At 44.7% G+C, this 22,037-nt stretch carries 18 protein-coding genes; 8 read left to right on the forward strand and 10 right to left on the reverse strand.

From position 1 onward, the window contains the following. The first annotated feature begins 1 nt into the window (after position 1). Positions 2–568 (forward strand): ComEA family DNA-binding protein, encoded by a 567-nt coding sequence (locus tag PN466_RS03110; protein ID WP_271936889.1) that lies wholly within the window; start codon positions 2–4, stop codon positions 566–568. Here PN466_RS03110 and lepB read toward each other — a convergent pair. The 7 genes from lepB to hisF form a co-directional block, all read right to left on the reverse strand. Continuing rightward, positions 555–1,127, reverse strand: coding sequence for a signal peptidase I (lepB, locus tag PN466_RS03115; RefSeq protein ID WP_271936890.1), 573 nt, complete (start codon positions 1,125–1,127; stop codon positions 555–557). The two genes, PN466_RS03110 and lepB, sit on opposite strands and share 14 nt — an antisense overlap. Before the next feature lie 152 nt (positions 1,128–1,279). Then, complete coding sequence (locus PN466_RS03120) at positions 1,280–1,687, reverse strand: allophanate hydrolase-related protein (RefSeq protein WP_271936891.1); 408 nt, start codon at positions 1,685–1,687, stop codon at positions 1,280–1,282. Between the two features lie 45 nt (positions 1,688–1,732). After that, the gene (locus PN466_RS03125) at positions 1,733–2,962 is read right to left on the reverse strand and encodes a DUF445 domain-containing protein (protein ID WP_271936893.1); all 1,230 of its coding nucleotides are present in this window, start codon (positions 2,960–2,962) and stop codon (positions 1,733–1,735) included. A gap of 272 nt (positions 2,963–3,234) precedes the next feature. After that, a complete protein-coding gene (gene ubiE / locus PN466_RS03130) occupies positions 3,235–3,960 on the reverse strand; it encodes a bifunctional demethylmenaquinone methyltransferase/2-methoxy-6-polyprenyl-1,4-benzoquinol methylase UbiE (protein ID WP_271936895.1) in 726 nt (241 codons plus the stop codon). A 79-nt stretch (positions 3,961–4,039) separates the two neighbouring features. Beyond that, positions 4,040–4,891, reverse strand: a complete 852-nt coding sequence (locus PN466_RS03135; protein WP_271936896.1) for a response regulator — start codon at positions 4,889–4,891, stop codon at positions 4,040–4,042. Between the two features lie 103 nt (positions 4,892–4,994). Next, on the reverse strand, positions 4,995–5,309 hold the full coding sequence (locus PN466_RS03140; protein ID WP_271936931.1) for a hypothetical protein: 315 nt from the start codon (positions 5,307–5,309) through the stop codon (positions 4,995–4,997). A 117-nt stretch (positions 5,310–5,426) separates the two neighbouring features. Then, positions 5,427–6,203: an imidazole glycerol phosphate synthase subunit HisF gene (hisF, locus tag PN466_RS03145; protein WP_271936897.1), complete on the reverse strand. Its 777-nt coding sequence runs from the start codon at positions 6,201–6,203 to the stop codon at positions 5,427–5,429. A gap of 209 nt (positions 6,204–6,412) precedes the next feature. Between hisF and PN466_RS03150 the strand changes: the two genes are divergently transcribed. After that, positions 6,413–7,285 carry a calcium-binding protein gene (locus PN466_RS03150; protein ID WP_271936899.1) on the forward strand — a complete coding sequence of 291 codons (873 nt, stop codon included), beginning with the start codon at positions 6,413–6,415 and terminating at the stop codon, positions 7,283–7,285. A 143-nt stretch (positions 7,286–7,428) separates the two neighbouring features. On the opposite strand, the gene PN466_RS03155 is transcribed toward PN466_RS03150, so the two are convergent. After that, positions 7,429–8,937, reverse strand: a complete 1,509-nt coding sequence (locus tag PN466_RS03155) for a serine/threonine-protein kinase (protein ID WP_271936900.1) — start codon at positions 8,935–8,937, stop codon at positions 7,429–7,431. 122 nt (positions 8,938–9,059) lie between these two features. Between PN466_RS03155 and PN466_RS03160 the strand changes: the two genes are divergently transcribed. Both PN466_RS03160 and PN466_RS03165 read left to right on the forward strand, forming a co-directional pair. Beyond that, positions 9,060–10,583 carry a UbiD family decarboxylase gene (locus tag PN466_RS03160; protein WP_271936902.1) on the forward strand — a complete coding sequence of 508 codons (1,524 nt, stop codon included), beginning with the start codon at positions 9,060–9,062 and terminating at the stop codon, positions 10,581–10,583. 201 nt (positions 10,584–10,784) lie between these two features. Next, positions 10,785–12,710: a mechanosensitive ion channel domain-containing protein gene (locus tag PN466_RS03165; RefSeq protein ID WP_271936904.1), complete on the forward strand. Its 1,926-nt coding sequence runs from the start codon at positions 10,785–10,787 to the stop codon at positions 12,708–12,710. A gap of 44 nt (positions 12,711–12,754) precedes the next feature. Here the strand turns inward: PN466_RS03165 and PN466_RS03170 are convergent, their stop codons facing one another. After that, the gene (locus PN466_RS03170) at positions 12,755–13,444 is read right to left on the reverse strand and encodes a TerC family protein (RefSeq protein ID WP_271936905.1); all 690 of its coding nucleotides are present in this window, start codon (positions 13,442–13,444) and stop codon (positions 12,755–12,757) included. A 216-nt stretch (positions 13,445–13,660) separates the two neighbouring features. Between PN466_RS03170 and PN466_RS03175 the strand changes: the two genes are divergently transcribed. After that, on the forward strand, positions 13,661–14,554 hold the full coding sequence (locus PN466_RS03175) for a hypothetical protein (protein WP_271936907.1): 894 nt from the start codon (positions 13,661–13,663) through the stop codon (positions 14,552–14,554). 66 nt (positions 14,555–14,620) lie between these two features. Here PN466_RS03175 and clpP read toward each other — a convergent pair whose 3' ends face one another. Beyond that, positions 14,621–15,229, reverse strand: coding sequence for an ATP-dependent Clp endopeptidase proteolytic subunit ClpP (clpP, locus tag PN466_RS03180; protein ID WP_271936908.1), 609 nt, complete (start codon positions 15,227–15,229; stop codon positions 14,621–14,623). A 284-nt stretch (positions 15,230–15,513) separates the two neighbouring features. On the opposite strand from clpP, the gene PN466_RS03185 reads away from it, so the two are divergent. The 3 genes from PN466_RS03185 (at position 15,514) to dxr (ending at position 21,928) form a co-directional block, all read left to right on the forward strand. Further along, positions 15,514–19,815 (forward strand): CHAT domain-containing protein, encoded by a 4,302-nt coding sequence (locus PN466_RS03185; RefSeq protein WP_271936909.1) that lies wholly within the window; start codon positions 15,514–15,516, stop codon positions 19,813–19,815. Positions 19,816–20,001: 186 nt separating this feature from the next. Next, on the forward strand, positions 20,002–20,553 hold the full coding sequence (locus tag PN466_RS03190) for a zinc ribbon domain-containing protein (RefSeq protein WP_271936911.1): 552 nt from the start codon (positions 20,002–20,004) through the stop codon (positions 20,551–20,553). Between the two features lie 184 nt (positions 20,554–20,737). Further along, entirely contained in the window at positions 20,738–21,928 is a 1,191-nt protein-coding gene (gene dxr, locus PN466_RS03195; protein WP_271936913.1) for a 1-deoxy-D-xylulose-5-phosphate reductoisomerase, read from the forward strand. Positions 21,929–22,037: the final 109 nt, after the last annotated feature.

Here is a 22,037-nt window from a genome sequence, read left to right on the forward strand (position 1 = left end):
TATGGCTGAGTTAAATCGGGTCATTCGGATACTGAAAAATCAATTACGAGCCATATTATCCAATCCTATCCGGACTCGGCTTCTCGATCCCTATTATCGGTTTCAATCCTTGGAAGAAATCGCTTTAGCAGCTCAATTTGGGGTTAAAATTGATGTCAATCAAGCCACGGTAGATGATTGGTTACGGTTACCTCTTTTATCGATTCATCAGGCGCGATCGCTCGTTACTCTCACTCAAACAGGAGTACAATTCTACCGTTTAGAAGATATTGCTGCAGCCCTAGCTTTACCCGTGAAACGATTACGTCCAATTGAGCCGATTTTACAGTTTTGTTATTACGATCGCAGCCTGGAGTTAAATGTGAATCAAGCTTCTTTAGAGGAACTTTTACAAATTCCTGTCATCGATCGCCCTCTGGCTGAAGCAATGATTACCCAGAGAGAGCATCAGAGAGACTATCAAGATTGGGTGGATTTTCAACGTCGTCTAAGTTTATCTGGAGAGCAAATTACGGCCTTGCTCCCCTATTTACGATTTATTGCGTCTAAATCAATCAATGACGAATAATGTCTAGACGATCTAGGGGCCAAAAGCGAACAACAGCGCGACCTATAATATTTTCCTGGGGTAAGAACTTCCAAATATGGGAATCATTACTATCGTTGCGGTTGTCTCCCATAACAAACAATCGTCCTTCGGGAACTTGTTCTGGCCCCCACTGATATTCTGGCGGTTCAGCAATATAATCTTCTTGAATGGGTCGATCATTCAGATACACTTTACCTCCAGAAACTTCGATAGTCTGCCCCGGTTGACCAATAACTCGTTTAATAAAGGCTTGATCTTTGCGATATCCTTGAGCTTGGAGTTGGGGTGGGGGTTCAAAAACAACAATATCACCCGTTTCAGGGGGATGGAAATGATAGGAAACCTTTTCAATCACCAGGCGATCGCCGACTGCTAAGGTAGGAAACATAGAATCTGACGGAATAAAGCGGGGTTCGGCGATCGCTGTCCGCACCAATAGAGCTATAATCGCTGCGATCGCGATAATCACCACATTTTCCCGGTGCTGATTCCATACTTTCCCCAAACCCGAAAGAGAGGATTTTGAAGGTTCTGTCATTTCAATTAATAATGAAAATTTTATATCACAAGTCTCTCATTTTACCTAATTGCAGGTTATTCTCGCAATACCTATCGTCAAACGTTACTTCTTTTCGAGGGGATATACTCTAGGAGCAAATTTGCTCCTAGGGAAAAAGTCAGCAAATCTTATTAAGGATGAGGGGCACTCGGATCTAAGAGGTGCTGTTTATAAGCTGCCCATCCACCATATTTAGAAATATCTGGCCAACCATAGCTTTCAATCAGTTTTTGAGGGTAAAGCATAGCAGAAATTTCTGAGCCATCTTCTAGTTTTATTTGACCTTCATATAATCCAGGCGGTTCATTGGCCATCAGATTATTATATTGCTCAATCGTAAGTTCATAAATTTCTCCCGGAATCGAAATTCCACCTTCAGAAACCTCATAAATTCCTGGATGCAAATCGTCAACAGAATAGAGGCGATAGAGCGGTAAAGTTTGGGTGGCACAAATCAAATTTGCACCTTGAAGATTTTGATGATCGGGTTGTCCAGTAAGGGCTGAACCACAAATAAAAAAATGTTTAGTGTCTACCATGGTTTAAGAGATTTTCAATGTATATTAGACTGGCTAAATTCCATTCTATTTTAACAATAAGAAACTGACTTGTAAACAGCCAACGATCACCCCTAATATGCCACCTAAGTTCACAATGGCTTGTAATTCACTGCGGACAATTCCATTAATTGCCATTTCTAAATTAGCGGGAGAAGTGGAATTAACACGGTCGATAATCACCTGATCGATATCTAAAATGGGAATAACTTGGGCAATAATCAATTCCATATCTTTTTCTAAGTAGCGGTCTAAAACCAGCGCTAGTTCTTGGCTAACAATTTCTAAGGACGATTGCATAATACTCGAATTTTGCAGTCGAGTTAAGATTAAAGTCGCAATATTTTCCCAGTTAATAGAGTTACCTAAACCTTGAATTAAGTCTGATCCTCGTTCTTGTAAATAAATTCTGACACTGTGCCGGATATTTTTACGCAGTTGTCGCACGGTGAGAACGGGTAAATTTTGTAGGGAAAGACTTTGTAACCATTGTTTAATCTTACGCTGAATCGCTAAAGCATCTATGAGTTCTTTTATTTTTTGGTTAGCTTCTTCCCGTTCATCTAAACAGTAGTTGCGGAGACGATGTAAGGCGTTTTTTAGCCCTAGGAGGTTGGCAACGACCCAGTAAGTGCCGCTGGTTTTTTCTCGAAATCCTTCATCAATGATTTGAATATTGTAGTCCGTGAGAAAGTCAATTAGGGCTTGGCGAATGGTATTCGGGGGACAGACGACATGAAAGAGCCATTCACACAGCGATCGCGCCTGAACTTCCGTTAAACTAAAATCTAACAAGACTTGATCGAAGATATGATTAATCTGGTCTTCAAGAAAATCTTCTCGCCGAGCTAACACCCGAATTAAGCGGGGTAGAGATTGACCCAGTAAATCTTTGAGGATGCCAGCGAGAATTTTAATTGTTTTTTGTTCTTTATCGGCCTCTAGCTGCTTTAGGGCTAACTGGAGTAACCAGAGAATAGCCGCTTGAGTGCGCTCAGTTTGTAATAAGCGACGGGCTAAATTTTGGAGTTCCCTGGGGGTGAGTAAAGACCCCATGATCGTATCAGCAACTCTTTGAGCTAACCGTCCTTGGTTACTGGGAATTAAACCGGGAGTAAAGGGGAGTTTCCGTTTACCAATATAAATCGCTCGATAGGGACGAAAGAGCATTTTAATGGCTAAATCATTGGTAAAGTAGCCAATAATGCCACCGGCAATGGGAGGAGTGATGTATATCCAAAGATCTAGAAAACGCAAGGCTAAGACTAGGAATCAAGAGCAATAGTGGGAGCATGGAATCCCCCTTTTGAAAAAGAGGGAGGAAAGGCGAGCCGCTCATTTGACCGTCGTTGATCTCGAATCATGGAGATAATCCTTTTCGAGAAAAGTTGTGAGTCCCTAAGACCACCAAAAGCGTTGTGTCTCGCAACGACGCGATGCTTCCCCCAAAGAAGCCAACAGATAATTCGGACTAGGGAAACACTTAACAAGTGTTATCGTTTTTGGCTCATGGTCTAATCACCTCTTAGTTAGATTTTTGGGAATCCAAGCTGCGTCTCTTTAGAGTGCAGAAGGTGACCAGATTTGGTAGCGACCAATACTCCCATCATACCGCCTGCGATCGGATAATGAACAGCGTGGGCAAATCCTGCTTGGTAGGCGAGTTTAACTTGTTCGGAGCCGAGGGGGAAGCGCTGGAGACTGGGGATAATGTAGGCGTATTCTTCTGTAAGTCCTTGTTGTTGGGCGTAAGGAACGACAATTTGATTCAGATACCACTGTTGAAATTGCTCGAGTAGGGGTTGGCTGGGACGATGGAAGTCCAGGATAGCAGCCGTTGCACCGGGTTTGAGGACACGATGGAGTTCTTGCAAGGCTTGGGGAATACTACAGACGTTGCGGAGTCCATAGCCCATGGTGGCAGCATTAAAGGTATGATCGCTGAAGGGAAGATGGAGGACATCCGCTTCCACCCACTCGATGGGAGTCCAGGTATAGTGATGTTGGGCGATCGCCAACAAATTCTGACAAAAGTCTACCCCATACACTTGACCGCTAGATCCCACTTGTCGAGCTAATAACCGCGTCAGATCGCCACTTCCACAGCATAAATCGATCGCCACCGAGCCGGGTTTTGCTCCACTCCACTGAACTGTCATTTGTTTCCAAATGCGATGTTGCCCTAAACTGAACCAGTCGTTCATCTGGTCATAAACTGGAGCAATACGATTAAAGATATCCTGAACCTGAGGCATGAGTCATTGAAAGGCAATAGGCAAATAAAGGCAATAGGCAATAGGCAAATAATTCAGAAGTCCCCGAGTCCCCCATCCTCTAACCCATGGCAGCAATGAGCAAACCCACAAGTTGGGCGGAGGTATGAATAGAGTTTTTTTCTTCCTCGTTCAGGTTATACGCTTGCGTCCATTGTAAGGAAAGCAGAGCTAAGAGTTTTTGCTGATAGTGGATGGGCATAGCCAGATGGGCCTTAATCGGGCCATCAGCAAGTTCTGAATATTGAAGGCTAGCCGAAGATAAGGCCTCTTGAGTTAAGGCATCTGTACTTAAGTCAAGAAGCTCATCGGTACTGCTATAACGACCCACAGGGGAAGCGAATGCACCATCTTTAATAATTTGTAGGATACACCCTTGGGTTTCAAAGGCTTGAGCAAACACTTCGGCGATCGCCCCTAAAGCGGTCTCTAACTCTTGAGGCTCTTCAGTTAACTTGACTAAAGTCGAGAGCAGTAGGGTTTGAGATTCACAAGCTTCTAACTCTTCCGTGCGCTGTTTGAGCAGATCGTAGGTTTGAGCCGCTCGATCAACCACTCCCTTTAATTCTGTAGGGTCCCAAGGCTTCGTAATATATTTATAAACCTGGCCGGAATTAATCGCTTCTACCAGGTCTTCTACATCCGTAAACCCAGTCAGAATAATCCGCATGGTATTCGGATATTGTTCGACTGTCTGACTCAGGAACTCTGTGCCCTTCATTTGGGGCATTCGCTGGTCAGAGATAATCACTGCCACTTCCCCTTCTGTGGCTAACACATTGAGCGCGTCTGCTCCACTTTCAGCTTTCGACACCTGAAATTCACGCCGAAAGGTTCGGTAAAGCAAGTCCAAATTATCCGGTTCATCATCTACGACGAGCATTTTTGGCTTTTTCCGTCGGCTCATACTCATAATTGGGGATCTAGTGGGCAATTGAGACCAGCACTGAACAACTGGTTAATCTTAATCATAATAGTTTTTGGATGGTTCTCCAACTGTATGATCGGGGAATGATTTAGCGATCGCCCAAATTTGGGTAGCTACTAATCTCTGTGCCTCCTACCCGGGTTTGTTGAGCTTCATCGAACTCTACCAGCCAACTGAGGACTTCACGGGGTTCTCCGATCGCCTGATTGTCCAGCCGAGCTGTTTCATTTAAATAGCCGAAGTAATGGCCCATGAGAAAATAAACCGCTACCATCGCTACAGCAGCCCCTGCCACTAGAACCCCAGCTAACATCAAAGAGAATTCCCGCGTATGAATCGCCGATTCCATTAGATGCAAAGACCAGGCTACTAAGGCAATGACAATTATGAGAATAATGATCATTGCTCGTTTAAGAAATGTAACAATTCCTGTATTGTAACAACTTATTGCAGGACTGTCGCGGTTCAATTCTTAAATTCTTCTAGAAATCTGTACTTTCTGAACAAGATGTGATATATATCACCTCGCCAGTTGTCTAATTTTCAAACCCTGGGCAATCAGATGCTCCTTAATTTGAGCGACAGACAGTTGGCCATAGTGGAGTAAAGAGGCTAAAAGGGCCGCCTCAGCCTTTCCTTCCGTTAACGCTTCATGGATATGTTCGCAGGTTCCCGCGCCACCCGAAGCAATCACCGGAATTTCCACAGATTCAGCAATGGTGCGGGTTAGCTCTAGATCGTAACCGGCTTGAGTGCCATCAGCATCCATACTCGTGAGCAAGATTTCTCCAGCCCCACGAGCTGCCACATCTTTAGCCCAGGAGAGTGCATCAAGCCCTGTATTCTCCCGTCCCCCGCGCACATACACATCCCATCCTGGATTCTCAGGATCGCTGCGTCGTTTAGCATCAATAGCAACAACAATACACTGATTTCCAAAGCGATCGCTGGCCCGATTTACCAAATCTGGGTCTCGGACTGCCGACGAGTTAATACTGACCTTATCCGCCCCGGCCCTTAACAAATTTTTAATCATTTCTAAGGATTGAATTCCCCCACCCACTGTCAGAGGAATAAACACCTGCTCGGCCGTCCGGTAAACCACATCCAGAATAATATCGCGGTCTTCATGAGTCGCCGTAATATCGAGAAACACCAACTCATCAGCCCCCGCGTCATTATAGACCGAAGCCAACTCCACCGGATCGCCAGCATCCTGAAGGTTAACAAAATTAATCCCCTTCACCACTCGTCCCGCCCTCACATCCAGACAGGGTAAAATCCGTTTAGCAACCATCTGCTTCCTCTTTTCTTCTGTTCAATAGTTGTCCCCAGACATCATACAGTGCCAAGCCTGGGTCATGGGTGAACCACTTTTCCTCTTCCCTATTCCTTAATTCCATAATTCCATGTAAACCTCTCAGGATTTGACCGGTTTAACGTCAACCTATTGTTTGGCTTCCCTCACAATGACAAAATACTGATATTGCTGTGAAAGACTAATTTATGCGTCTTCTATTTACCATTGCCCATTTTTATAACCCCCAAGGGTCTCAACGGCACGCTTCCCAACGTCCCGATCCCCAACCGCGCATCCAAGCGCTCACCTCAAGTCTGTCAGCTATTCATCAACTCTATAGCCAATTTCAATGCATGATTGACATTGCTCAAAGGGTCGTTGTACCGAGCAATCAACAATACACGAATCATATTGATATCGTGATTTGTACTACTGGGGAATACCATCTACTCAAACAACTACCTATCCCTCAGGAGTATTACCATCACCATGCAACCCAATGTGAACCGATGCTTCTCGGTTTTGAATGTCAAGCCGTATTGCGCAGCAACCTTGGCTGTTATGATTATTACTGTTTTCTAGAAGACGACTTAATCTTATCTGACCCCTGGTTTTTTGTTAAACTGATTTGGTTTAATCGGATTACTGGCGATCGCAACCTTCTGCAACCCAACCGCTACGAGAGCGCCATCGGCACTACATTCCGCAAGGCCTACATTGACGGAGATCTAAAACCTCACGTCACTCAACCTTTTCAAAACCTAGAAGAACATCCCCAACTCACAGGAAAAGTGATGGAATGTCCGGTTATCTTAAAACGTCCTCTCAATCCCCATTCTGGTTGCTACTTCCTCAATGGCGCACAAATGGATTATTGGGCCAATCAACCCCATTTTCTCGACCGAGATACCCGCTTTATCGGCCCCCTAGAAAGTGCCGCCACCCTAGGTATTATGAAAACCTTCCGCATCTACAAACCTGCCCCCCAGAATGCTAATTTTCTAGAAATTCAGCATTTTGGTACAGGCTTTTTAAATCTTATTGGTAAAGAAGTGAAAATCCCCAATCAAACCGCTTGAAGGTTGTTGAAAAATGGGAGAATAGGGAAGTAGGGGTATCAAAGCTAATCCGCGATTAAAAGCAACCCTTATAGTAAAATAGAGCCAACAAGAATGGTGATGAACCGGTCTAAAAACCTAACAATCTGTTGAGGGGCTAGAGTCTAGAGAAGAGAAAAGAGGATACACAGGACTACCCCTACTCCTCCAGATCCCACCCGTACTTCCCCAACCGCCAATCCCCAAACTGCGCTCGCAGGCAGGTGACCTTGCAGTGCATTGGTCGTGAATATGTAATCACTATAATTTAACAATGAACCATTTTTACGCCAGCCAACGCGATCGCCAAGTTTTATAAACGTATCATAATCATAATCGTCTAGCGTTCCTCCCAAGTCCAGCCAGATCCGCTTTTGCACGCTAAAGCCAAATCGACCCCTGCTATATTTCACCCATAATTGGTCAATGGTTTTCAAGTCCATGCAAGGAAAGTTTTTCAAGTCTTCAAGACGAAAGTAACTCTCTTTTTCCCGTTTCACCGCTTCCAGCATCCTGCGGTAGGTTTCATCATCTGCATCTTTCCATCTCTGCTGCTGCAACAGTCTCTGCAAGAGCGTATAGTCTACTCCTCGCTCTGACCTTAAATCATCTTCTTGCGGTTGATATACATTCAATCCAGGAATGGAAGCAAGAGGTTTATTAATTTTCGATTTAGGAGCAGATATAGGGAGCTGATGCACAGTCGATTGAGGCACAGGAGACACAGAACCATTCACCCAAGGTAACCATGACCAGTCCCATCCCTTATTCTCCGGCTCAGGAAGTTCACTCATTCTGACTGTATCGGGAATATCTCTGGAAAAACAGGGCAACCCTAACCACTTCTGGATTGACTGGGGACGTTTTCCTGCTTCCAAAGCCATCCCCCAGACAATAGCATAATTTAAGCTGGGACTAATCGATTTATAGCTTTTTGGCTCAATCAAAGGAACCTTTTTCAGTCGCTCTGTAGAAGGGGTCGGACATTCTCCCATCACTGCATAATATAAACCAGCAGCTAACGTATAGATATCTACTGTTACGTTCCGCTCTCCCAGAAACTGCTCGTAAGGGGCAAATGCTGGATTTCCCGTTTGCAAAGAAATTGAACTAGGAGGACAATCTCCAGCAATGCCAAAATCAATTAATACAGCCGTTCCATCCGGTCGAATCATGATATTCATCGGAGTTGCATCGAAATGGACTAACCCCGTTTTGTGGATATGCATTAAGGCACTACCGATTTGCTGAATATACCCCACTGCCTCATTTTCCGGGAGTGCCCCTCCATCTTTGACTAAATTGAATAAACTCTTTCCTTCAATAAACTCCATCATTAAACAAGGAATTTTCACCCTAGGGTCATCCTCATCCGGCTCTTCAAATAAATCAAACACTCGCACAATATGAGGATGGGGTTTGAGACTCGCCAGGGTTTTCGCCTCTTTGTAAAACCGGTATACAAACTCTCTATAGTTGTTATCCTGACGAAATTCTGTCCTTGGCGTTTTAATCACACAGAACGAACCCAGGGTAAGGTGTTTGGCTTTGTAAGTAATGCCAAACCCACCTCTACCCAACACTTTCTCAATCCTGTACTTGCGGTCAATAACTTTTCCGGGTTGCCAATCCACGATCTTCAGGTACACAAACGCCAGTTTTCCCTATTATGCTACATCTGTTCCCTATCTCCCTATCTTCCCACTCCTATTCCCCCATTCCCCTACAATAGAAAAGTAACCCTTTCACTCAACCCATGGCCAGAGACTTACGCGGATTTATCAACCTACTCGAAGAGCGCGGACAACTACGACGAATTAAAGCATCTGTCGATCCGGATTTAGAAATTGCCGAAATTGCCAACCGAATGTTGCAAGCGGGAGGCCCTGGGTTACTGTTTGAAAATGTTCAAGGATCGCCCTTTCCCATTGCCATTAATTTAATGGGAACGGTTGAGCGTATCTGTTGGGCGATGAATATGGATAATCCTCTAGAATTAGAAGATCTAGGGAAAAAATTGGGCATGTTGCAACAACCCAAACCGCCCAAAAAGATTTCCCAAGCCATTGATTTTGGCAAGGTTTTATTTGATGTGGTGAAAGCCAAGCCAGGACGCGATTTTTTTCCGAGTTGTCAACAGGTCGTGATTTCAGAAGAAGACTTAGACTTAAATACCCTACCCCTAATTCGTCCCTATCCTGGAGATGCGGGAAAAATTATTACTTTGGGATTGGTAATTACCAAAGATTGTGAAACCGGAATTCCCAATGTTGGTGTGTATCGGTTACAGCTTCAATCTGCTAAAACAATGACCGTACATTGGTTATCGGTACGGGGCGGGGCACGTCACCTGCGAAAATCCTCTGAGCAAGGAAAAAAATTAGAGGTGGCGATCGCCCTCGGCGTTGACCCCCTGATCATTATGGCTGCCGCAACCCCCATTCCCGTGGATCTCTCGGAATGGTTATTTGCCGGACTCTACGGAGGTTCTGGAGTACCCTTAGCTAAATGTAAAACTGTAGACCTCGAAGTTCCGGCAGACTCAGAATTTGTACTCGAAGGAACCATTACCCCGGGTGAAGTTCTCCCTGATGGTCCGTTTGGCGACCATATGGGTTACTATGGAGGAGTGGAAGACTCGCCCCTAATCCGTTTCCAATGCATAACTCATCGAAAAAAACCAGTATACTTAACCACTTTTAGCGGTCGTCCTCCCAAGGAGGAAGCCATGATGGCGATCGCCCTTAACCGTATTTACACCCCCATTCTGCGCCAACAAGTCTCCGAAATTGTTGATTTCTTCCTCCCTATGGAAGCCTTAAGTTACAAAGCTGCCATTATTTCCATTGATAAAGCTTATCCCGGCCAAGCTAAACGTGCAGCCCTCGCCTTTTGGAGCGCTCTACCCCAATTTACCTACACAAAATTCGTCATTGTTGTCGATAAAGACATTAATATTCGCGATCCTCGGCAAGTGGTTTGGGCAATTTCCTCTAAAGTTGACCCTTCACGAGATGTTTTTATCCTTCCAGAAACACCCTTTGACACCCTCGATTTTGCCAGTGAAAAAATTGGCTTAGGAGGTAGAATGGGTGTTGATGCAACCACGAAAATATACCCAGAAACCACTCATGAATGGGGCGCAGTTCTCGACTCAGATCCAGACATAGCTGCTAAAGTAGACCAACGCTGGCAAGAGTATGGATTAGCCGATCTCACCCTCGGAGAAGTTGACCCCAATGTATTTGGTTACGAAATGCCATCAAAATTCAACCACTGAACCGGATCAATTCTGATACCATTTCTTCTAAGATTGCCATTAATCAATCCTTAGGAGGTAACTTGTTCTGGGACAATTGTTAAAGGACATCATTATAGAGAAATGGTATGACAAATCAAAATTTGTCGTTTACACTATCCCTACAGCCTGATTAAGTCTTTAATTCTAGTTTTAAGACCAAGGAGAAGGAGATCCATAATTATGTCCAAGCCCAAGCGCCGCCTACGACAGCTCGTGTTAGCTGCCATGGTTTGCACCCTCGCTAGTTGGGGCGATGTTGTGCCCAGACCCATGCGCTCTGCCGCAGTTGCCCAAGAAGAAGCTACAACGGCTTCTGCCCCCGCACCCAAAACCACCGAAGATCCAGATATTCCTGTTGATGAACTCAGACTTTTAGTCAAGCCTCTAACCTTAGCTGAATTACAAATTGAAGCTGAAGCCTGGCAGGGTTTACTACAAGCCAAAGTACGGGAAATCTCCAACCAAGAAATTGCCATTAAGCGCAAGAACCGCAAGATTCAGGAGACCGAAGACGCGGTACAAAAACTTGAGGAAGCTCAACAAACTCTAGAAGAAGCCCAGGAAGCGGAAGTCACAGAAGGTGCTGGTAGTACCGCCGTGATTGAGAAAACGGAAGAGGCTGAAGCAGCTTTACAAGAAGCTCAGGAATCCGTAGAAGCGGCAGCAGAAGCAGAGCAGCAAATTCAGGAGGATGAGGAATTACGAGAAACGGTTGAATCAACTTTGGACACTGAGCCAGAGCAAGAAGAATTGGGTTCTCTCCTAGAAAATGACCTCAATACTGAGGATGTAGAAGCCGTACAAGAAGATTTTGAAGAGGCGGCTGCTCTACTCGAAGGGGAAGTCGAAGGGGCAACTGAGGATTCAGAAGAAATCGATCCAGTCACTGACGCTCCCCTAGGAGAAGGAGAAACGGCTGCTGAGAGTGATGGCATCACCGACACAGAGGAGAGGATTGGACAACTCGGCCAAGTAGAAACTCAGTTGGAACAAGCCGCAGAAGCTGAAGAAGATGTGAAGCAGGAGTTGATTGTTGGAGTCACGGAGCTGCAAAATCAGCAAACGGCTCTAGCAGACCGCTTTAAGGTGATTTTAGATGCCATAGATCGGCGAGGTGGAGATACAGAATCCTATCGTACATATATTGCTGCTGTTAGTGGTATCGAAATTGATGTGACCGATACTCAAGGATTAATGGTTCGGCTCTTAGCTTGGGCGCAGTCGGAAGAAGGGGGTTTACGCTGGGCTAGAAGTCTAGGAATCTTTTTGGGTATTGTCTCTGTTTCTGGGGTAGTGTCTTGGTTTGGTGGAAATGCGCTTGATGCATTGTTCGTGAGGACTTCATTTGCCTCTGAGTTATTTGAGGGCTTTATCGTCAAGACCTTCCGCCGAGGAACTATAGTGATGGGAGTTCTGATCGGCTTAACTGCCCTAGGAGTAAGCCTTGGGCCTCTTCTGGCTCTTATTGGGGGTGCAAGTTTCATCCTTGCCTTCGCGCTACAAAGCAACCTGAGTAACTTGGCCAGTGGTTTGATGCTGATGTTCTATAAACCCTTTGATGTGGGAGATGAAGTTAAGGTTGCTGGGATGTGGGCTATAGTTGATTCCATTAGCTTGGCGAACACAACGTTCAAAAGTTGGAATGGTGAACTGGTTGCTGTTCCCAATAGTACGGTTTGGAACGACAACATCTACAACCTCACCCATACGGATGTCCGGAAAGTTAAGCATACGCTTCGCCTCAATGTGAATGAGGATCTGCCCCGTGTTAAAGAGCTATTGGTTGAGGTCATGAAATCCCATCCCAAAGTCCTGCAAGACAAACCGATTGGGACGTATGTCTATTGGTATCAAGAGGATCATATTCCCATTAGTGCAGCCTGCTGGGCAACCAAGGAAGATTACTGGTATGTTTGGGAAGAAACCTTGATCATGATTCAAGAACGGTTCAAACAAGAAGGGATTAGTGTGGCAATTCCGACACAGGTGGAAATTGGATATGAGTTTCTCCAAAAACATAGTGGCAACATGCCTTCCTCTCTTGGTGAATCGACAATGCCTTCCTCTCTCTCTGGTTCCACGGCCAGTTTTGCTAAAAATAGCTAAGTAAGGTTGTGTAGGTGGAGGCAATAATGCCCCCCTACGGCCTTTTAATTGGCTTTTAAGATATTGGGTTTCCAAAAGCCCCACACAAAGGTGAGTAAAATTAGAGATATCATCAGCCATTCCGGAGGCACGATATCGGGAGTAATGACCTTAGCTAGGAGTCTTAATCCCACAAAGGCGACGGTAATATATCCAGCATCTTCAAGATTTTCAAACTCATCTAACCAACGGATAAATAGGTTCGCGAGAAAGCGTAGAGCTACAATCCCTAAAATTCCTCCCATCAAAACTAACACAATTTCATCGGTAATAGCGATCGCCGTCGTGACACTGTCTAAAGAAAAGGCTAAATCAGTCACCGCAATGATCGGAACAGCTTGCCACAGAGACTGGAATTTTGGCCCGTGGTGAGGGCGATCGGTTTCCTCTTCGTCTGAAGTAAAATAGTTAAAAACTAACCAGAGCAGATACACGGCCCCTAAAAATTCAAATTGCCAGAAGCGAATCACCCAAGTTGCTGTTAAAATAAGTATAATCCGCAGAATAAATGCAGCAGCCAAGCCAAAGTTGAGGGCTTGTTGTTGATGTTTCTGGCTCTCTAATCCCTTAGAAATTGAAGCCAAGGCGACAGCATTATCGGCTGAAAGTACGGCTTCTAGCGCCACTAAAATGATGATTAGAAACAGGGTATCTAACCCAAAGTGGTGCGAAAAATCTAAGATAACGTCTAGCATTAATGGAGTCTCGAATTTGAATTAAACGACCAACAAAAACCCTATTTCAGGGAAACAGGGGAAGCAAGGTTGAACTGAAATCAGCGTGAACAGTGTTGCCGCTGATTCGATCAGCTTATTCTTACGAATTTAAGAGAAAGAATGATAGAAAAAACAAGCTTTTTCCTGTTTTGATTATACCAGAAATCCGTTAATTTTGCACAGAACTGATTACCTATGCTTGAGCAAATTTTATCTTCATCCTTGTGGACTCAATTTCGGGCTGCTTATCCTACGGCAAGCCTTATTTCGGAGCTACTTCATATTCACGATCGCCAGTATATTGTCCGGGTGCAAATCCAATGCGGTAACTTAGTCTTAGCAACGGGTTTATCAGCCGATCGCCAAATCGAAAAAGCAGAAGATCAAGCCAGAGAACGGGCGATCGCTCTTTTACATTCTCCTTCCTCTCGACCTACTCCCGCAATGGGTGCGGTACAACCGACTTTAGTGGAACCGTCTCCAGTGGAAACAGCTCTAGTGGAACCGACTCCAGTTAAACCGACTGTCGTGGAACCCACTCCAGTTGAACCCATTGCAGCACCCCAACCCACTCCCCCAAAACCCGCTCCTCCAAAACTTGAAGTCAAAGCGCCTGAACCCGAACCCGAACGGGAAACCTGGTCACCCATTCCTCCTCTAGCAGAGGATACAGAAGATTACACCGATCAACCCCTACCTCCTCCACCTGCCCCCGAAACCGAACCCTTACCCGAACCAGAAGAAGAATTTGACTTCACTGACATTAGCCTCAAAATCGATATGGAACTCAAGCATATTGGATGGAGCAGTAAGCGAGAGAGTGAATACCTCAAACGTATCTATGGCAAAAACAAACGCATGATTCTGGGCGATCAGGAAATGAAAGAATTTCTAGAATATCTACAAACCTATGCCCAAACCGATGTCGAACTGAAAAAAGTCGGGTGGAGCGCTCAACAAGGAAAAGACTATCTGAAAAACCAATATCCAGATAGTCAAGGTTCCCGTCTGATGTTGACCTGTAGTCAAATCAAAGAATTTCTCGATTACCTGCAACAAACCGCTTCATCTAATGAAGAGTTCTTTTAGAGATGAGATGCAGAGGAATGGGGAGATAGGCAGATCAGCTATTGCCTATTGCCCATTCCCTATTCCCTAATTAACCACACTGATGGGTTGACTGGCAGAAGGACGGCGATTAATCACTTGATCGATTAACCCGTATTCCATTGCCTCATTGGAGGACATAAAGAAATCACGTTCTGTATCTTCTTGAATGCGCTCCAAAGGTTGGCCGGTATGACTGGCTAATAATTCATTCAACCGTTCCTTATGATAGAGAATTTCCTTGGCTTGGATCTCAATATCCGTTGCTTGGCCTTGCGCTCCTCCTAAGGGTTGGTGAATCATAATCCGAGAATGGGGTAAGCTCATACGCTTGCCTTTCATCCCTGCACTGAGCAGAAAAGCACCCATACTAGCAGCCAAGCCTACACAAATGGTAGACACATCCGGCCGAATTTGATTCATGGTGTCAAAAATCCCCATACCCGCCGTGACCGATCCTCCCGGTGAGTTAATGTAGAGATAGATATCTTTCTCTGGATCTTCAGCATCCAAAAATAGGAGCTGGGCTACAACTAAGTTTGCCACATCTGCATCGATCGCCTGTCCGAGAAATACAATTCTTTCTCGTAACAGTCGGGAATAGATATCAAAGGCCCGTTCACCACGTCCAGATTGTTCAATGACGGTCGGAATCATCGTGTTCTACCCTATTTTCGTAAAGTTTTATTAATTCTGACACTTTTCTGCGAACAATGACAGTGGTGATGATCGTACCTAGGGAATGGTAGAGATGGGAAGGATGCGGTGATGCGGTGACATGGGGACGGTGATTACTTAAATTACCCATGATCCCATAATTGCTGAGTTAAAATGGGCAAGTGCGATCGCCGAGCAAAGATCGTAAATCATTTTAGGGCATAACCTCTACTAGCGCCATTTGTCTGAACTTTCCCTTTATCCTCCAAGATTAGAAAACTACCATGGCCGCATTTTTACCCCGCCTATCTTCAGGTTCAACCCTTCTAGTCCTTAGCCTCTGTCCTTGGCTCAGTGTTTTCGGGTCTGTCAAAGGAGCAGCCCAACCCGCTCCGATTATAGCGGCTCCTGATGGGACTCGGACGCAAGTACAGGCGATCGGTAACCAATACCAAATTACCGGCGGTCAGGTCTCTTCAGATGGAGCCAACCTCTTTCATAGCTTTACTCAATTTGGACTCTCTCCAGGACAAATTGCTAACTTCCTGGCCAACCCGAACCTGCAAAATATCCTCGGTCGTATTAACGGTGGAGATCCTTCCATTATTAATGGATTACTACAAGTGAGTGGGGGAAATCCGAACCTCTATCTGGTTAACCCCGCAGGTATTGTCTTTGGCCCCAACGCCAGTCTCAACGTCCCGGCTGCTTTTCATGCCAGCACCGCCACCGCCCTTGGATTTGATGGACTGAATGGAGAGACCAATTGGTTTCAAGTCTTGGGATCGAATGACTATAACGCACTGATAGGTCAACCCACGACTTTTGAGTTTCAGACTGCCAATCCTGGTGTAATTGTTAACTTAGGGAACTTAGAGGTTGCAGCGGGTGAGAGCTTAACCCTGATGGGAGGAACAGCACTCAATGCCGGAACTCTTACGGCTCCTGGAGGAAACCTTACCGTTACTGCTATTCCAGGAGCGCAACGAGTAAGAATTTCTCAACCCGGTCATTTGTTGAGCTTAGATTTACCCCTGAATCCTAATTCTAATCCATTCATTGCTCCCAATTTAGCCACCTTACTCTCGACCTCAGGAATCGATCACGCTTCTGAACTGCACATTAACCAGCAAGGACAGGTGATTTTAACGGGTTCAGGAATGATTGTACCTGAAATACCAGGAGTGGCGATCGCCTCTGGAACTCTGGATATTTCCACCTCCAACCCCAATAGTCTCCCCAGCACCCTGAATATTTTTGGTCAACACGTCGGTCTTATCAACGCGCATCTCAACGCTTCAAGTCCTTCTCAAGGGGGAACCATCCACATTGGGGGAGGATTTCAAGGACGAGGAGACCAACCTAACGCTACCCATACCCTTATTGATAGCCAAACCCTGATTCAGTCCAATAGCACCAATCAGGGAAACGGTGGTGAAATCATTATTTGGTCCGATGAAGTTACCCAATTTTATGGCACAGTAGAAGCTACTGGAGGACCGATTTGGGGAAATGGCAGATTTGTCGAAATTTCTGGTGGAGATACCCTCGTCTTTCAAGGAAACGTCGATCTGGGTGCTGTGAATGGAGAGCAGGGAACACTTCTACTTGACCCCAAAAATATCACTATTTCTAATAACCCTTCCCAACCCAATGATATTGAACCAGAATTACCCGTTATTCAGTTTGACCTCCTTCCCAATGAAGATATTACGATCAATGCTGGGGTCTTAGAGCAACAAAATGGCAACATAGAACTACAAGCGACCAACGATATTACTATCGCCAGTGGGGTTTCTCTTAACTTTGTCAAAGGGGGATCAATTACGTTTATTGCTGATGCGGATACAGATAACCAAGGTTCATTTATTATGGACTCCTCCGCTACCTTGACTGCTCCAGGTCGAGAGATAAACATTTCTGGAGCCAGCATTAGCATCGGCAACTTGAATACTAGCAATAATCAACCCGGGGGGAATATTTCTCTAACTGCTTCTTCAGGAAATATTACAACGGGCAATTTAGATGCTCATTCTAATCAAGGAGGGGGAAATATTTCCTTAACTGCTTCTGGGGGAAATATTACGACGGGAACTGTGAATACATTCACTAAAATAGGTAATGGGGGTACGATTGAACTGAGTACAAGTCAAGGCAATATAACAACAGGAGAACTAAACTCAAGGGTCAGTCAGGGAGGTGGAAATGGTGGAGAGATTCAGCTAACTATTGCAGAAAGTGGGAATATTACCACCAGTGGTCTGAATATTTCGAGCACACAAAATGGGAAGTCAGGAAATATTATTTTTGAAACGCAACAAGGGGACATTACTGTTGATGGTGTTACTGATGCGAGTACCCACAATGGAGATGCAGGAAATATTATCTTTGAAACGCAACAAGGGAACATTACCGTTAATGATCTTACCGTTTCGAGGACACAAAATGGGAAATCAGGCAATATTACCTTTGAAACTCAACAAGGAAATATTACAGCACGAGATGTTAACTCAAGCACTCAAAATGGGGATGCGGGTGATATTACACTGAGGATTATATCGGGAAATGGGGCGATCGCCCATGGAAGCTTAGATGCGAGTGCCAAAAACGGCACACCTGGCAGCGTGATTGTTGAACCAATTCCCACTCCCAATCCTACTCCCTCTCCCACACCGAGTCCGAGTCCAGTTCCCACTCCCAATCCTACTCCCTCTCCCACACCAAGTCCGAGTCCCTCTCCCATTCCACTTCCTTTGCCTATTCCCAATCCCATACCCACACCCGAGCCAAGCCCTATACCTGCACCAACACCGGAACCGAGTCAAACACCAAATCCTACTCCAACGTCCACATCTAGCGATCAAGGTTCATCAGAGGATAATTCTAATGCCGATACTCTATCGCCAAAATCACAAACACCAACCCCCTCTAATACCGTAGAGACTAATCCTTCAGAATCCATAGAATCAGAGACTCAAAATACAAGTTCTTTAGAGGATTCTGAAGTTGAAATTGGCGAAGTCTTTGATTTTACGGCTGGCTTTGAACTATCTAAGTTCCCTAGCCCTCCAGAAGTGGAAATTGGAACCTTTCTTAATCTTGATCCTAATATCTCCCAATTAAATCCTGTTTTACATTCGCCTACTGTCCATTCAGTAGAAACATCAGAAATTTCATCTTTGAGTCTTCAAAATCAGATAGATGGTAGTGTCAATAAACCCATTTCCTATGCAAGTGCCGATCAAGAATCAGATGAAAAGAAAGAAGAAGCAAGGGTTATCAATCTGGGAAATTTAATGTCTCCACAAGAATTTAATGTGGTGATTCAGGAACGAGAAAAACAATTGAGTGATGAGTATGTTAATTATTTCAATTTAGATTTGCAAGGAGTTCAATATCATGCGGTTCGAGAGAGTCAAGAGATCTTGGAGCATATGGAGCAGCACACAGGAGTCAGAAGTGCAATTGTATATGTAGGATTTTATGTGCCAGAGGTGATTAATGCTCAGAATAAGACAGAGATTACGGAGAAGACTGAGCCAGAAGCGCAATATCTAGAATTGATGATGATAACGCCTGAAGGTAAACCCTTTCGCAAAATTATTGCAGGAGCAACAGAGGAACAAGTATTAAAGAAAGTTAGGGAGTTAACTTTAGAAATCACAAATCCCCGCCGACGATATACGACCAGTTATTTAAGTTCATCTGAGCAACTCTATGATTGGATTATTCGCCCACTAGAAGAGGAATTGAACCGGCAACAGATCGAGAATTTAGGGTTTGTTTTAACCACAGGCTTGCGATCGCTGCCCATGGCTGCTCTCTATGATGGCAATCAGTTCTTAATCGAACAGTACAGTGTGGCAATTATGCCTAATCTAACTTTGACAAATACTGATTTTTCTAAGTTTGAGGACACTCAGGTATTAGCTATGGGTGCATCCGAATTTACTGAACTGGCTCCCTTACCGGCTGTACCGATAGAGATTAACACCATTGTCAATACTTGGAGAGGGAATGAATTTCTTAATCAAGGATTCACCCTTAATAATTTGATTGACAGTCGCGAGCAACAAAAGTATAGCATTGTTCACTTGGCAACCCATGGTGAATTTCGCCCAGGGAGTCCAGAAAATTCCTATATTCAATTGTGGGATAGTCAACTCAAACTTAATCAGCTCGATCAACTTAACTTAAAAAATCCCTTGGTTGAACTTTTGGTCTTAAGCGCTTGTCGCACGGCATTAGGGAATCCGGATGCAGAATTAGGGTTTACCGGATTAGCTGTTCAAGCAGGTGTGAAAACAGCCTTGGGCAGTTTATGGTATGTCAGTGATGAAGGAACTTTGGGATTAATGAGTGAATTTTATGCCCATCTCAAACACTCAGGAATCAAGGCACAAGCCTTGCAAAAAAGTCAACAGGAAATGATTCAAGGATTGGTGAAAATCAAAGAAGGACAGTTAATTGTTCCTAGCTTAGAACAGCCTATTCCTTTGCCGGATAGTCTCAAAAATATGGATAATGAAGTTCTAAGTCATCCTTATTTTTGGTCTGGGTTTACCTTGGTCGGTTCGCCTTGGTAATATAGCAGAGAAAAGGAGAGTTAGGATATTTTCTGCGATTCGTGCCTATTGCTAGAGTGCCTCAAACCATAACCTAACAGCCCTAACCAACTCTTTCTCCGCTCTATCAATTCATAATGAAATAATTAACGGATCTAAAACTGACGTTAAACTAGATCTTAAGAGAAAGCTTCAAGGTGAACAAAGATGACTTATATGTGTGAGTTGGGTGCAGGACATCGAATCTACTTGGATAATCCAGGGATGCAAACTGTAGTCACGGCGATCGCCAGTAGTCCAGGACAACAACAGCAATCGAGTAATTCTTGGGAAACTGGTAGTTGGAGCAGTGCCCCAGAAGTATTTGCCACGGGAAGTGGAGTGGTGGTTAAGATAAAAACCTCTGGAGGCGATCGCCTCATTCAAGTTCAAGGTACTCAAATGGGTATGCTCAGTTCAACCAATATTTCTGGACAGCAACAGGCGATCGCCTTGCAAACCGTTGACGCTATGCCCAATACCTTCCAACCCATGAAACCGATGGAACAGATGAAACCCATGGAACCCATGAAAATGGGCAATATGGAAATGAGCTTTGCCCCCATGGAAATGAAAATGGGCAATATGGAAATGAAAATGGGATCAACCTCCTCTTCTGGTTCTTCCTCAACGACTCAACGGCGCTTTTGTACTCAATGCGGTGCAGCGATACAGCCAGAAGATCGGTTTTGCTCCAGTTGTGGGCATCGTTTGGAATAGGTTTGGGAGGAAGAGATGGGGGACACTTCCTTTGACACTTCAGCTTGGCTCAGTGCGGCGTTCTACTCAAGGAGTGCAGATGCACAGATCGACCTTGACCCATTATCCAAGTTTTAATGATTAATTATTAATTAATCATTGGTATAGTGGGTTTTGTGATCCCCGATTCTGTTAAGTAAAATCCGTGAAAGCAATTACACTCCTTGGTTCTACTGGTTCGATAGGTACTCAAACCCTTGATATTGTCGCCGAACATCCCGATCAATTCCGCATTGTTGGATTGGCAGCCGGTAATAATATCACCTTACTTGCCCAACAGATTGAGCAATTTCGCCCAGAAATTGTTGCGATTCGCAATCCTGATAAACTACCAGAATTAAAGTCCGCGATCGCCTCTATTGATCCCCAACCTATTTTACTCGCTGGAGAAACTGGGGTGGTTGAAGTCGCTGGTTATGGTGATTCTGAAAGTGTAGTCACTGGAATTGTCGGTTGTGCTGGACTTCTACCTACCCTAGCAGCGATTAAAGCAGGTAAAGATATTGCCTTAGCCAATAAAGAAACCCTGATTGCTGGCGGGCCAGTTGTATTACCCTTGGTAGAAGAACATGGCGTGAAATTACTCCCCGCAGATTCCGAACACTCAGCCATTTTCCAATGTTTGCAAGGTGTTCCTGAAGGAGGCTTGCGTAAGATTATTTTAACCGCTTCTGGGGGAGCATTCCGAGATTGGCCTGTAGAAAAGTTAGCTCAAGCTAAGGTCAGTGATGCCCTGAAACATCCCAATTGGTCAATGGGGCGCAAGATTACCATTGATTCGGCAACCTTGATGAACAAGGGGCTAGAAGTGATTGAAGCCCATTTCTTGTTTGGTATGGATTACGATAATATCGAGATTGTGATTCATCCCCAAAGTATTATTCATTCCTTAATTGAGGTTCAGGATACTTCGGTTTTAGCGCAACTGGGATGGCCAGATATGCGCTTACCTCTGCTCTATGCCCTCTCTTGGCCAGAGCGAATTTATACAGATTGGGAAACCTTAGATTTAGTTAAAGTAGGTAGTTTAACTTTTAGAAACCCAGATCATGATAAATATCCTTGTATGCAATTAGCCTATGCTGCGGGTAGAGCTGGGGGATCGATGCCTGCGGTGTTAAATGCGGCCAACGAGCAAGCAGTCGCTTTATTTTTAGATGAGAACATTGGCTTTTTAGAGATTCCCAAGGTGATTGAACAAGTGTGCGATCGCCACCAATCCCAGAACACCTCTCATCCTTCTCTAGATGATATCCTAGAGGCTGATCAATGGGCCAGACAAATGGTTTTAGAAGTCGCAGATGGAGTAAAAAGTACTCCTTTAGTGATGCGTTAAATCGCCAATAAGGATTCCTCTCTTTCTAGATGAAGTTGGACTTAACAAGGGGCCCTCAGCCCCCAGTCCTAGTCTGTCCTAACTAACGTTCATTGACTGTTATAGCGCT

The sequence above is a fragment of the Roseofilum reptotaenium CS-1145 genome (genome assembly GCF_028330985.1).
Classification (GTDB): Bacteria; Cyanobacteriota; Cyanobacteriia; order Cyanobacteriales; family Desertifilaceae; genus Roseofilum; species Roseofilum reptotaenium.

Coding starts and splice junctions, on each gene's coding strand:
- PN466_RS03175 (WP_271936907.1), top strand. CDS start 13,661: ATGCTTGAGCAAATTTTATCTTCATCCTTGTGGACTCAATTTCGGGCT.
- ubiE (WP_271936895.1), bottom strand. CDS start 3,960: ATGCCTCAGGTTCAGGATATCTTTAATCGTATTGCTCCAGTTTATGAC.
- lepB (WP_271936890.1), bottom strand. CDS start 1,127: ATGACAGAACCTTCAAAATCCTCTCTTTCGGGTTTGGGGAAAGTATGG.
- PN466_RS03170 (WP_271936905.1), bottom strand. CDS start 13,444: ATGCTAGACGTTATCTTAGATTTTTCGCACCACTTTGGGTTAGATACC.
- PN466_RS03160 (WP_271936902.1), top strand. CDS start 9,060: ATGGCCAGAGACTTACGCGGATTTATCAACCTACTCGAAGAGCGCGGA.
- PN466_RS03185 (WP_271936909.1), top strand. CDS start 15,514: ATGGCCGCATTTTTACCCCGCCTATCTTCAGGTTCAACCCTTCTAGTC.
- clpP (WP_271936908.1), bottom strand. CDS start 15,229: ATGATTCCGACCGTCATTGAACAATCTGGACGTGGTGAACGGGCCTTT.
- PN466_RS03120 (WP_271936891.1), bottom strand. CDS start 1,687: ATGGTAGACACTAAACATTTTTTTATTTGTGGTTCAGCCCTTACTGGA.
- PN466_RS03135 (WP_271936896.1), bottom strand. CDS start 4,891: ATGAGTATGAGCCGACGGAAAAAGCCAAAAATGCTCGTCGTAGATGAT.
- hisF (WP_271936897.1), bottom strand. CDS start 6,203: ATGGTTGCTAAACGGATTTTACCCTGTCTGGATGTGAGGGCGGGACGA.
- PN466_RS03190 (WP_271936911.1), top strand. CDS start 20,002: ATGACTTATATGTGTGAGTTGGGTGCAGGACATCGAATCTACTTGGAT.
- PN466_RS03150 (WP_271936899.1), top strand. CDS start 6,413: ATGCGTCTTCTATTTACCATTGCCCATTTTTATAACCCCCAAGGGTCT.
- PN466_RS03140 (WP_271936931.1), bottom strand. CDS start 5,309: ATGATCATTATTCTCATAATTGTCATTGCCTTAGTAGCCTGGTCTTTG.
- PN466_RS03110 (WP_271936889.1), top strand. CDS start 2: ATGGCTGAGTTAAATCGGGTCATTCGGATACTGAAAAATCAATTACGA.
- PN466_RS03165 (WP_271936904.1), top strand. CDS start 10,785: ATGTCCAAGCCCAAGCGCCGCCTACGACAGCTCGTGTTAGCTGCCATG.